At 64.4% G+C, this 12,838-nt stretch carries 9 protein-coding genes; 6 read left to right on the forward strand and 3 right to left on the reverse strand.

The features are described 5' to 3' along the window. Window positions 1-3 precede the first annotated feature (3 nt). Entirely contained in the window at window positions 4-2,190 is a 2,187-nt protein-coding gene (locus EDF69_RS13565) for a GumC family protein (RefSeq protein ID WP_165889958.1), read from the reverse strand. A gap of 58 nt (window positions 2,191-2,248) precedes the next feature. Next, window positions 2,249-2,971, reverse strand: a complete 723-nt coding sequence (locus EDF69_RS13570; RefSeq protein WP_165889957.1) for a polysaccharide biosynthesis/export family protein — start codon at window positions 2,969-2,971, stop codon at window positions 2,249-2,251. Between the two features lie 222 nt (window positions 2,972-3,193). Here EDF69_RS13570 and EDF69_RS13575 point away from each other — a divergent pair, with 222 nt between their 5' ends. The 5 genes from EDF69_RS13575 (at window position 3,194) to EDF69_RS13595 (ending at window position 9,390) form a co-directional block, all read left to right on the forward strand. Beyond that, a complete protein-coding gene (locus EDF69_RS13575) occupies window positions 3,194-4,393 on the forward strand; it encodes a cytidylyltransferase domain-containing protein (RefSeq protein WP_204991385.1) in 1,200 nt (399 codons plus the stop codon). Then, the gene (locus EDF69_RS13580; protein WP_132882190.1) at window positions 4,377-5,351 is read left to right on the forward strand and encodes a hypothetical protein; all 975 of its coding nucleotides are present in this window, start codon (window positions 4,377-4,379) and stop codon (window positions 5,349-5,351) included. Before EDF69_RS13575 ends, EDF69_RS13580 begins: the two co-directional genes overlap by 17 nt. 81 nt (window positions 5,352-5,432) lie before the next feature. Then, complete coding sequence (locus tag EDF69_RS13585) at window positions 5,433-6,887, forward strand: O-antigen ligase family protein (protein ID WP_132882189.1); 1,455 nt, start codon at window positions 5,433-5,435, stop codon at window positions 6,885-6,887. Window positions 6,888-7,063: 176 nt separating this feature from the next. Beyond that, window positions 7,064-7,948: an N-acetylneuraminate synthase family protein gene (locus EDF69_RS13590; protein WP_132882188.1), complete on the forward strand. Its 885-nt coding sequence runs from the start codon at window positions 7,064-7,066 to the stop codon at window positions 7,946-7,948. Window positions 7,949-8,112: 164 nt separating this feature from the next. Then, a complete protein-coding gene (locus tag EDF69_RS13595; protein ID WP_132882187.1) occupies window positions 8,113-9,390 on the forward strand; it encodes a hypothetical protein in 1,278 nt (425 codons plus the stop codon). Between the two features lie 34 nt (window positions 9,391-9,424). Here EDF69_RS13595 and EDF69_RS13600 read toward each other — a convergent pair whose 3' ends face one another. Then, window positions 9,425-10,699, reverse strand: a complete 1,275-nt coding sequence (locus EDF69_RS13600) for a hypothetical protein (RefSeq protein ID WP_132882186.1) — start codon at window positions 10,697-10,699, stop codon at window positions 9,425-9,427. A 347-nt stretch (window positions 10,700-11,046) separates the two neighbouring features. Between EDF69_RS13600 and EDF69_RS13605 the strand changes: the two genes are divergently transcribed. Then, entirely contained in the window at window positions 11,047-12,810 is a 1,764-nt protein-coding gene (locus tag EDF69_RS13605) for a polysaccharide pyruvyl transferase family protein (protein WP_132882185.1), read from the forward strand. The last annotated feature ends 28 nt before the right edge of the window (window positions 12,811-12,838 follow it).

A 12,838-nucleotide genomic window follows, 5' to 3' on the forward strand; every position in this document is an offset into this window, starting at 1 on the left:
CGCTTAGCCCGCCGTCTTCTCGCCGTAGCTGTAGTAGTACTCGGAATAATCGAGCGAGTCCGAGTAGGCCGCAGCCTTGCGGTCGAACTTGGTGAGCACGACGCCCGCGATCTGCCCGCGGCTCCCGCGTAGGCGACGGAGTGCCGACAGCACGACGCCGCGGCGGCTCTTCTTCGCCTGAACGACCAGCACCGTCGCCTCGATCGCGGCGGAGAGCATCGGCACGTCGGCCAGGCCCACCACCGGCGGTCCGTCCACCAGGACGAGGTCGTAGTTCGCCATCGCCTCCGCCAGGAGCGGACGCAGGCCGGTGCTGAGCAGTCGTGCGGGGTTCGGCGGGATTGGTCCTGCCGGCACCACGTCGAAGCCCGCCTCGATCGTCTGCACGGCGTCGCGCATCGAGGCCTCGCCGCTCAACACGGTTGAAAGGCCGCGCACGTTGGTCGTCGACAGCAGCTTGTGCAGGTTCGGACGACGCATGTCGGCGTCGATCAACAGCACGCGCTTGCCGCCACCGGCGAAGCTGTACGCGAGCGCGACGGCAGTGGTCGACTTGCCCTCCGCTGGATTCGAACTGGTGACCAGCAGGCTGCGCGGCAGACCGTTCGGTCCCGAGATCTGCAACGCCGTCCGCACCGCGAAATAGGCTTCCGAGAAGCCGGAGCGCGGGTCGGACAGCTCGTCGACCGCGACCTGATCCTCCTCGAGCTTGGGGATCATGCCCAGCAGCGGAAGGTGCAGCTTGTTCTCCACATCCTCCGGCAGCTTGAACGTGTCGTCGACGAATTCGAGGATCAGCGAAATCGCGACGCCCAGGCCAAGACCCGCCAGGAACGCAAGCGCAAGGTTGAGCCACAGGATCGGGCGCGACGGCGAACCAGGTACGCGCGCGCGATCGATCACGGAAACGCTGTTCGAACCCGCGCCGCCGGAAACCCCGATCTCCTTGTAGCGCTGCAGCAGCGCGTCATAGAGCGCGCGGTTCGTGTCCACCTCACGCTGCAGGATGGTGTACTGGATGCTGCGGCCCTGCAGGTCGATGACCTTGCCGGTCGACTGCTCCATCTGCTTCTGGAGCGCCTGCTCCTGGTTGAGCGCCAGTTCGTAGCTGCCGCGCAAGCTCTGGAGGACGCGGTTGCGCGCGGCGGCGAGCTCCCCTTCCGTCTCGGTGATCTTGGCGCGTGCCTGGACCATCGCCGGGAACTCCGGCTTGAAGGTCTGGAGGCGCTGTTCATAGTCCGACCGAAGCGCCGCAAGCTGGCCGGTAAGCGCCGAGACCTGCGGATCCGCCAGCACCTGAGGCAGGGTGCGACCGCTCGCCTGTTGCGCCAGCCGCCAGTTCTGCTCCGCCTGGACGCGAGCAGCGGTCGCCTGCGCGAGGGATGCGTTGAGCGCGCTCAGGCTTGCGGAATCGAGCGACTGGCTCTGTCCCGCATTTCGCGCATCGGTGACGTTCACGATGCCCTGCTGGGCGGCGTAGTTGACGAGCTCGCGCTCCGAAGCGCCCAGGCGCTGCTTCAGCTCCTGCAGGCGGCGACCCAGGAAGTTGCGGGCGTAGTTGGACGCAGCGTACTGGCGATCGATCGTGCTCTCGATGAACTCGTCGACGGCCGCGTTCGCAACCGCAGCCGCCATGCGCGGATCGTTGCTCTCGTACGTCACCTCAATGAGGGAAGAACCCGCGTACGGTGCCGCGACGATCCCCGCCTGCACCTTGTTCGTTGCCCCCTCGAATGCCCGCTGGCGTTCCTGCGGCGTGGCGGCAGAGCCGGTCTTGGCGTCGAACAGGCCGCCGCTGACGTCCACGAACTCCGGATTGCTGTCGAGCTTCAGGCGGCGGACGATCCCTTGAGCAGACGCACGGCTCTTGATCAGGGCGAACTGGGTCTGGAAGAACAGTGCGTCGCCGTTGTTGTCGGCTTCGACGCTATTGACGTCCAGAACGCGAGGCGCTTCGCGCTGCACTTCGAAGGTCGCGCGCGCCGTATACACCGGCTCCGCCAGCAAGGTCGCAACCAGGCCGATCAGCAGGGCGATGGCCGTCGTGCTGACGATCAGCCATTTCCGCTTCCGCAGGATCATGACGTAGTGCGTGAGGCCGCTCCGATGGCCATCCTCTACCGCGACATCGCGGGTGAAGCCGCGTGCGCTGCCATCCCCCTCCCACACGTCACCGGGAGCCGGGATCATGCGGTCACCGGATACGCTTCGTTCATTCATTGGTGCCAGCCCAGCCTAGACGTTGAGATTAATTGGCGAGACGATCGACCGTGCGGAACGCGTTCAGGACCGGCAGCGTACCGATCACGTCACGCAGCAGGACCTTCCCGCGCGAGCGTTCCACCACGACAAGATCGTTCCCGTACAGCGTGGGATCTTCGACCTCCCCGCGCCGGATCATCTGGACATCGAAGATGGCGGCCTGCCGCTCTGCGCCCACGTTGCGGAAGACGGCGACCAGGCGCTCGTTCGCAATGTTGTTGGTTCCGCCAGCGAGCGCCAGCGCCTGCAGCAAGGTCACCTTGCCCGGGATCGGGTACATGCCGGGCCGCGTCACGGCACCTTCCAGCGTGATCCGCTGGCTGATCGCTTCGGTAATGCCGACGGTCACTTCCGGCCGCTGCATGTACTTTGCCCGCAGGCGCGAGGCGATGAGGTTCGAGATCTCGGCAGTGGTCATGCCGCTCGCCTTGATCTCGCCGACGAACGGCAGCGCGATCTTGCCGGCCGCGTCGACGCGGACCTGCCGGGTTAGCTCCGGCAACTGATAGACGGCGATGTCGAGCTGGTCCTGGGGACCGATATAATAGGCGTCGGAAACTTCGCCGATCGCCTGACGCGGGTCCGGAACCTGCAACTGCGAAACCGGCGTCACCGCCGAAGCGGTTCCCTCCTTGATCGGGCTCTTGGTGGCGCAGCCTGAAGACAGGATCAGCGCACTGCACGAGCCCAACATTACTGCCGCACGCATGGGCGACCGCCCGAAGCTCCCTGTACGCATCAACACTTCCCGTTCTGGTCGGGCTCGCAGGACGCGGCACCCGTGTCGGTTTTGTTTCTATCGGCCGGGCTGCCTAGCATCATGGTTCCCTAGACGCCACCGCTAACGCCATCGTGTCACCGTACGCCGCTACCCCGTCGACAGGCGCCGGCTGAGGCGCCTATGGCAGCGGCGGAACAGAAAGGGAGGCATATGGCACAGGCAGCTGAAGATGTGCTGGCAATCATTCCCGCCCGGGGCGGCTCCAAGGGCATCCCGCGCAAGAACGTCCTGCCACTCGGCGGAAAGCCGCTGATCGCGCATACGATCGATGCTGCCCGCGCTGCCCGCAACGTGACGCGGGTGGTCGTGTCCACCGACGACGACGAGATCGCCGAAGTTGCCCAGCGCTACGGCGCCGAAGTGGTGCGCCGCCCGGAGGCGCTCGCCTCCGACATGGCGAAGTCCGAGGACGCGCTGCTCTACACCCTCGCAGCACTGGAACAGGCGGAAGGCTATCGCCCGGACCTGCTTGTCTTCCTGCAATGCACCTCGCCCCTGACGGCGCCCGAAGACATCGACGGGACCGTGGACGCGCTTCGGACGAATGGCGCGGACAGCGCCGTCGCCGTCACCGCTTTTCACTATTTCCTCTGGAAGGAGGATGGGGAAGGCTCCGCCGTCGGCATCAACCATGACAAATCCGTGCGCCTGATGCGCCAGCAGCGCGAACCGGAGTATCTGGAGACGGGCGCGGTCTACGTCATGAAGACCGACGGCTTCGTCGCCTCCAAGCACCGCTTCTTTGGCAAGACCGCGCTGTTCGACACGCCCGTCGAGCGTCGGCTCGAAATCGACGAGCCGGAAGACTTCCGCATGGCTGAGGAGCGCATCTCGCGGCTGTCCCGGACCATCCCCGCCGCCGAAGGCCTGCCGGCGAAGGTCTCCGCCTTGATCATGGATTTCGACGGGGTGCTCACCGACGATCGCGTGTTCGTCAGCGAGACCGGCGAGGAAACCGTGGCCTGTTCGCGCCGGGACGGGATGGGGATCGAACAATTGCGCAAGCGCGGGCTGCCGATGCTCGTCATCTCCAAGGAGCGCAATCCGGTGGTCGCTGCACGATGCCGCAAGCTCGAACTTCCGCATCATCACGGGATCGAGGGGAAGCTGGCGCTCCTCACCGAATGGCTTGCCGAAAACGGTATCCCTGCGACGGAGACCGTATACGTCGGCAACGACATCAACGACCTGGAGTGCATGGCCGCCGTTGGCTGCGCGGTCGCCCCGCGCGATGCGCATCCGCAAGCCCTCGCAGCGGCGCAGCTGGTCCTCGATGCCGAAGGCGGTCGTGGCGCGATCCGCGAGCTTGCCGACCGCCTGATCAAGGGCGGGCATGTCGTCGACGCGTAAACCCGAAGCGGGGAAGGTCGCCGCCCTTCCCCGCTCTCGCCTGCACCTGCAGTTCCTGCTCGACAATGGGGCCGAGCCGGACGTGGTGCTCTACCGGGACGCGTTCATGCGCGAGCCCGTCGAGGCGAGCTACCCGGGGCGGGCCGTCGATTTGGGCCGGGAATCGCTTCCCGGGCGCTCCCCTACAAGCGTGCTCGCGACCCGACGGGCAAATGCAGCCTATTATCGCTCGGTCGCGGCACTCCTGCAGCCGCTCGGTATCGAGCGGCTGATCCTGTTCCTGGAGGGGGAGCCGCTGGAGCGTTTCCTGATGGGCTTGCCCGAAATCCGCACGGTGGAACTGTGGGAGGACGGGCTCTCGCACTACACAGACCTGACCAGCCCTTTGTGGTACGCGGCCCGGGGCGCGGTACAGGCCGCGGTCGGCTTTTATCCTCGCGATATCCTCCACCGTCGGATCGACCGATCGACCGTGGTCGTGCGCGACCGATTCGAGCGACGGAACCTGGTGCTGAAGTCCCCGGCTTTGCCCGGTGAGCAACGGGACGCGCTGTTGTTCGTCGGCTCGCCCCTGGTCGAAGATGGCATTATCCGCCACACTCGATTTCTGACAGCAATGCGCAAGGTAGCGGCGGCAAGCCCGATCGCGGTGCGCTACTTGCCACATCCTCGCGAAAATCTGGCACGGCTGCGGGCGGACCTCACCGGCATCAGCAACGTGGAAATCGAGCCCAACACTAGCGGATTGATGGAGCACGCGGGCAGGTTCGGCTACCGGGCCTATGCCGCGGCGATTTCCACCGGCCTGCTGGATCTAGGACGCTTCGACCAGAGCGTCTACGTTCCGCAGATGTTCGGCTGCACGCGAATGGCCCGAGCACTGCGCCAGTGGCCGGCCAATCCGGTGCGGCTCGTGGACGATGAGCAGTCCCTGCGGGGCTTTCTTGCTCAACATTGATCCAGGGACCTCGCCCCAAACCTTGAAGCCCGCGCATGTTCATGACATCCCGCGAACGTTGCGCGGCAAACTGAAAGATCTATGCACACGCCGATCCTCGTCCGCCTCCGCCACTCCGGAGCTCTAGAAGCCAGCGCGATTGTGGCGGCCGTTCTGTTGGCAGCCGCCATCCTGCTGGGCGGATCCTCGCGCCCGTCCTTCGGGAACATGGCACTGCAACTCATGGGCTTGGCGACGTTGCTGTTCGCCTTCGTCCGCCGGGACCTCGTTCCCGGCGGCCGGATCGGTCTTGCCGCTGTCGTCCTGCTGATCCTCGCGGCCGCCCTGCCCCTGCTGTACACGATACCGCTTCCCCCAAGCATCTGGACCGCGTTTCCCGGCCGCGAAGAGGCAGTGAGGACTTACCAGGCCGCCTCTATTGCGCTTCCCTGGCACGGGGCAGGGCTGCGGGCGGGCATGGGCATCGCCGCCGCGCTTTATCTGCTCGCTCCTGCCGCAGTGCTCCTCGCCACCGCGCGGGCGACAGAAACGCAGCGCTGGAACCTGGTCTACATCCTGCTTGCGCTTGCCGCTTTTTCGATCTTCCTCGGGCTTGCGCAAGCCAGCCTCGGCAACCGCAACACCATCAAGGTGTACGGCACGAGCAGCATCAACGGGGCGCTCGGCTTCTTCGCCAATCGCAACCATCTTGCCACCCTTCTGCTCTGCGCCATCCCGATGGCCGCAGCATGCAGCATCCGATGGTCGCGAGGTCGCGAGCCGATCGAGCGCATGACCGCGATCGCCAGCGCTGTTTTGATCGCGCTCGCGATCCTCGGCATCGCCGCCACCACCGCTCGCGCAGGCCTGGTGCTCGTTCTGCCCATGATCTTTGGCGCGATCGCCCTTTTCGTGCGGTTCCGGAAGCTGACGCTGCCCGACTCCGCCCCTCGCGGTAAGGGTCGCGCAGCAGGTCGATGGATGCTGCCGGTCGGACTTGGCCTCGCGCTGATCCTCGGCCTGGCACTGGCGCTTCATTCCTTCGGTGCGGCATTAAGCGGACGCGTACAGTCCCAGGGCCTGGTCGATGCGGGCCGGCTCGGCTTCTACCAGGTCACCAGCGAGGCGATCGGCCAGTATTTCCCGCTCGGCTCCGGCCCGACCACCTTCACGCAGGTCTACGCCATGCGAGAACCGGTGGAGCAGGTCGCCAGCACCTTCGTGAACCATGCGCACAATGATTATCTCGAGATCACGCTCGAATACGGCGTCATCGGCGTAATGCTCGTTGGGCTTTTCCTCGCATGGTTCCTATGGGCAGCGGCCACGGCATGGTTCGGCCGCGCCGAGCCTCCCTCCCTGCTGGGAGCTGCGGCCAGTGTGGCGATCCTGGCGGTTCTGCTGCATTCGCTAGGAGATTATCCGCTCCGCACCACCACGATGGCATGCGTCTTCGCGTTGCTCTGCGGCTTACTCGTTCCCGCTCCTCATCGCGTTCGGCGCACGTCTGATGCCGCATCGCAGCAAAGAATGCGGCGCCGAGTTGCTGCACCGTAGCAGTTGGTATAAGAAACTTTAAGCGCAGCTCCTTCATCACGAGAGTGGGAAGGGTCGGTGGATAACGAGGTTCATTGGTCACCGCATACCGGTGCCATGGATGGTGGGTACTGAGCGATCACAGGCGCAGCGCGACGTGGCGGGGGCTCGTCGCGGCGTCATTCGAGGAGTTTATTATGAGCGTCAAAGTTATCGCCGAGGTCGGCTGCAACCACATGGGCAGCATGGACATCGCCAAGGAGCTGATCCAGGTCGCGGCGATTTACGCCAAGGCGGACGTGGTCAAGTTCCAGAAGCGCAACAACCGGGAGCTTCTGACCGAGGCGCAGTATAACGCGCCCCACCCGAACCCCGCCAACTCCTACGGCGACACCTATGGCGCGCACCGCGAATTCCTCGAGTTCGACGTCGACCAGCACCACGAGCTGAAGGCCGAGTGCGAGAAGTTCGGCATCGAATATTCGACGTCAGTCTGGGATACGACTTCGGCACGCGAGATGGCGACGCTGAAGCCGTCGCTGCTCAAGGTTCCCTCGGCCTGCAACCTGCACTTCGAGATGCTCGACGTCCTCGCCAAGGACTTCGACGGCGACATCCACCTGTCGCTCGGCATGACCACCCATGACGAAGAGCAGCAGATCGTCGACTTCTTCGTGGAGCGCGGTCGCGCGAAGGACCTCGTCCTTTACGCCTGCACCTCGGGCTATCCGGTTGCCTTCGACGACCTCTGCCTGCTCGAAGTGACCCGCCTGAAGGACAAGTTCGGCGACAAGGTGAAGTCGATCGCCTTCTCCGGTCACCATCTGGGCATCGCTGCCGACATGGCTGCCGTTGCCCTGGGCGCCGAGTGGGTCGAGCGCCACTTCACCATGGACCGCACCTGGAAGGGTACCGACCATTCCGCCTCGCTTGAGCCGGACGGCCTGCGCCGCCTGTGCCGCGACGTTCGCGCGGTCGCCAAGTCGCTCAAGTACAAGTCGACCGAGATCCTGCCGGTCGAGCAGGTTCAGCGCGATAAGCTGAAGTGGCGTCCGAAGCCCAAGGCTGCCGAAGCGGCTTAAGAGTTTACCTAATCAGTGAGTGGCCATGCCGGACTGGGGTTCGGCATGGCCATTTACTTTGGCCCATCTAGCAGCGCTTGCGGCGCCGCCGACGACGACCGACGCTGCCCGTTAGGGTCCTGACGCCAAACCTCGCGCGTCGTACATCTGACCTTAGGATGCGCATGAGCAGTCCGGCACTTCCGAGCGGCCCCGGCCCCACTGTTTGCTTCATCGGTGTAGCGGGATCCGCGGCCACGACGCTTTCCATGGTCGCGGATGCGCTGAAAACAAGTTGGTCTGAAGCGCGTCTAGTCGTGTTGGACGTCGAGCGGTTCAACACTCAATCGACTTCCTCGTTTCACTGGTCGGGTACTGGCGAAGTCCTGCACCTGCCGATGGAGCAGTTCGGTCTGGCGAACTTCGCCCGACGCAAGAAGTTTCCCGCGGGTCTCAACCTACTTCTGAACGGCGGCCCCGCCGCGTATCGACGTCTGGTGCGGCACGCGACAGCTTTCTTGCGGGATATTGGCGCCGACATCCTGATCACGTGTAACGACACGTCCTATGTGGAGCAGGCCTTTCTCACCGCTGCAAAGGGCGTCGGCGCACGCACAGTCCTGATCCAAGAGGGGCCTTTCACCATCGTGCACGCGGCGCATCAGGGGATCCGCCCAGGTATCGTTGGGCGCGTAGGGCATCTCATGCGCACGTGGGGCATCCTGCCTAGGAAGGTGCCCTATGGCAGCTTCGGACATGATCTCGTGCTGGCCTGCTCATCCCATTATGCCGAACGCTTTGAGGCTCTCGGTGTGGCGCCCGCGGATATCCGAGTGACTGGCGTACCTCGGTTCGATGCCTTGGCACCCGTTGCCAAAAGCAAAGCACAGCCTGCCACGGTCCTTTACGTCTTCCAGCCATTCGTGTGGCAGGGACGCGTTGCTGGAGAGCCCGCGCGGGCGGTGCTCGCGATGATGGCGACTGGCCTCAACCAGGCTTATGAAGAGACGCCGTTCGATCTGGTCCTGCGACAGCATCCGCGTAGCGATCCAGAAACGCTGTCGTTCCTCGAAAGCTGCCTTCGCATCCCCTTCCGTTACTCACCGCAGGTGCCGCTACCGGAGGTTTTGACGAGCTGCGCGTGCGTTCTCGGCCACTATTCGGTCGGCCTGCTGGAGAGTCTGATCCTTCAGACGCCTGTTGTTTGCGTTCCAATTCCGGTCTCCGCCTTCACCGAGAAGGAGGAGGGCGAAAAGCAGGCTTGGTTCGAGTCTACGGGCGTACCCTGCGCGTACACTTCCGACGATGTCTCGCGGCACCTTCTCGGCACCCTGCGGGGCGATGCCGTCAGCGAGTTGGACATCGACGCGGAAGTAGGCCCGCTCGACTGCAAAGCCTTGAATCGAACGGTGCACGCCATTCAGGACTTGATGCGAGAACGCACTAGCGCTCGTCAAGGTTGAGAAAGTCGCTTCGACTGACTTGGCCACAGCCTGTTCAGCGCACCTCCAACAGCGCCATCAACTGCCGAGCCACCTCATCGGAGCCTTGCAGCCGCACCTCGCCGATCTGCTCCTTGATCAGCGCTCGCGGCGGTGCCAGTTCTCTCTGGTCGAGCGTCTCATCCAGGAAAGCCGCAACGGCCGCCGCGTCGTCAAAGACGGGGAGGCCTAAACCGGACAAACTCGCGGCCTTGTTGGCCTCATCCCCCTGGGCGAAAGCTTTCGGATCCAACCGCACGGCTGCAACCGGGGCACCGCACACCGCGGCCTCCAGCAGTGCCGACGAGTAGAAGCCGACGAAGGCATCTGCGGAGATCAGGTCGTCGGTAAGCGACCGCGCATCGGAAAAGGCGAGAACTTCAGCCAGCGGCGAGAAGCGGCTCGCGATCCGGGCGCGCTCGGCCTCGTCCGAACGCGGATGCATGCGGATGCCCAGCTGGATCGGACGCTTCCGCGCCAGTTCTGTCAGACCATCCATGAGCAGGAGTTCCGCCCTATCCGCCTCGGTCCGATCCAGCTTTCGGTCCGCTCGGAAAGGCTGATGCAGGAACAACACGCGCTTCGTCTCGGACGTGCGCGTCCGGTCCCGCCACTTTTCCCGGAGTTCTGCCAGGGCATCGAAGCGCGGACACGGCACGACGGCGAGTTTTGCCGGATCCAAGCCGCGTTCCAGCGCCACCCGCCCGCGTCCGGGAGACGTGATGAAGAAGCGATCGACCTTGCCCCCTATGAGGTCGCGGCGCGGGATAAGACCCAGCCGGCGCAAGCCGCCGAAGACCAGCTTCTGCTTCCGGTTGCTGAACTCAGGCGCCGTCGCCGGACGCACCGGCATGCTGAACGGCCCTTCATCGATCTGCGCGACCTTGATCCCTGCGCGAGATGCAGCAGCGATCATCGCCTGCTCAGGGAACCCCCTGGAGTGACAGATCAGCATTGCGCCGACGCTCCTTTCGTCCAACAGCTTGCCGAATGCGTCGATCATCTGCTCGAAGCGACGTGCTCCTCCGGAAAGGGCGAGGTTAGGCCCTGCCGTCCGGAAGATATCGCGCAAGCCGAAGTCCGCAGGCCGAAGCCGCAGCACCTCGGACTTGAACCCCTGGTATCGAGCGACACCGCGCCGGTCGAACAGCGACATGTCGACGACGGTAGCTTGAGTTTCTGGAGAGACCCGCGCCAACGCGCCTTCGATCGCGGCCAGGGTGCCTGGGTGCGACCCGCCGGCCCCCACCAACGCGATCCGTGCGACATCTGTTACTGAATTGGTCATCATCAGGCCCGAGAGGCAGTGGCCCGGAAAAGGGCGTGGGATCCAGAGCGCCCCGCGCGGGTCGCTGCTATGCAACGACGTTCCTATACGGATATCGGAGCGGCGCCAATCTAGGGTGTGGTGGCTCGCATCGCGAACCCACCCGCGCAGCGCCGTTGCCTCTCCCTTCGGCGCAAGCTGTTTTGCACCGCAGCGTAGAGCCGCTATAACATTGGACCCACAGAGCCGAGGAGACTAGTTTGACCGACGTTGCCGCCCCGCATGTTGAGGCGCTACCAGCTTCGGCCGGCAGACTGTCTGACACACATAGTGCGTTGAAGGAGGCTCAGCAGAGAGCCGTCTTGCGCTTCATGAGCCTCGACGCTCTTCTCGGTAAGAAACTCCACACGCCCGGCCACGCCATTCAATTTGGCGTGGATGGCGCCTCCCCGCTGCCCCTGCTCCGCGGCCTGGGCTGGACTGTGGGCTTCAACCGAGCACATCCGGAGACCGCTGCAGACGCGCGGATGCTGTACAAGCTTGAAGAGACGACGGGGCAGGACGGGAACGGCGCTCGCATCGCGCTCCAGCTAGGAATCCAGCATTTCGATGCTGCAGAGCAGGCGTTGGTGGACGAGATCTTCGACGCGCTGCCGCTTGGCGCACTTTTGGTCTTGGAAGTGGACATCGATCGAAAGCGCACGCTTCTCGCGAAGCAACTTGGCGAGGCGGCAGCAGCACTGCAGCACATGGCATCCTTATCCGGCGCGCAGATCAACGCGGCGCGCCCGGTCCTCAATGCCTACTGGATTGTCGCTGAGAAGACTACGAACACAGAAAAGCAGGAGTCGGCAAAGGCGCTCAAGGCGTTGAAACGCTGGCAGCGACTCGCCGCGTTCGGAAAGCTAAGCCGGCCGCTTGCTAGTGCACTCGACGCTGGTTGGCGTCTAGCAGCACAGCTGCGCCGAGGAGAAGTCGCACGCTATCGCGCGGTCAATCTCATGCTCGAGCGGCGGTACAAGAAGCAGTCGACGCAAGCACGAACTTCCGGACGGCCGCCGATCATGCACCTCGGGGTGCATGTGGCGGCAAATGCCGGTGACGCCGTCCTGTTCGAAGCAGTTCGCAGCGCTTTCGACGTCCCGGCGGACATCGGCTGGGACCTGAAGAACGTTCGCGACCCGGTGGACGAGGCGCTCATCGCACGCATCAACCGCGGCAGCGGCCTGGTGATCGGCGGCGGGGGCCTGTTCCTGGTCGACAACAGCACCAGCGCGATCTCTGGATGGCAATGGCCGGTTCCGACGCCGCTGCTCAAGCAGATCGAAGTGCCGATCGCGGTGTTCGCGGTAGGCTACAACCGCTTCCGCGGGCAGGTGGAATTCCCAGAGGTCTTCGTCGAGAGCCTGCAACTGCTGGTCGAGAAGAGCGGTTTTGTCGGCATCCGCAACCGTGGCAGCATGGAGGCGCTCCGCGGCTATCTACCGCAGCATCTGGCCGACAAGCTGGTCTATCAGCCCTGCACCACCACGGTGATGAGCTATCTCAACATGCCGCGTGCGGCGCGTCCTCCCAAGCGGGATGACCGGCCTACGTTCGTGCTGAACGCCGCCTTCGACCGCTTCGGTCTGCGCCTCAAGGGCCGCGAGGCGCCGACACTCGGTGGCATGGCTGCGATGGCACGTCGGGCCGCAGATCGCGGCTGGCGCGTCATCCTCGTCGGCCATGTCTTCGATGATGAGGCGGTGGCACCGTATCTGGACCAGGCTGGCGTTCCGTACGAGGTTCGCCACTTCACCGGCGTCTCCACCGCGGAGATCCTATCCTTCTACGAGAGCGTGGACCTGGTCGCCGGTATGCGCGGTCATGCACAGATGATCCCGTTTGGTATGGGGACGCCGATCATCTCGCTGGTGGCTCACGACAAGATGCAATGGTTCCTCGATGACATCGGCCATTCCGATTGGGGTGTCGAGTTCGATAGCCCGGACGTGCGCGATCGAATGGTCGCCGCCTTTGATACAGCGGCAGACAACATCGACCTGCGTCGCCAGCAGGTCGCCGCGGCTCGCGAAACGCTTTGGAAGATCACCCAGACGAACCTCGCGACGATCCGCTCCGTGATGAATTACTGAATAGATTGGGCCGCGCCGGACCGTGGCC

This window comes from Sphingomonas sp. JUb134, assembly GCF_004341505.2.
Taxonomy (GTDB): Bacteria; Pseudomonadota; Alphaproteobacteria; order Sphingomonadales; family Sphingomonadaceae; genus Sphingomonas.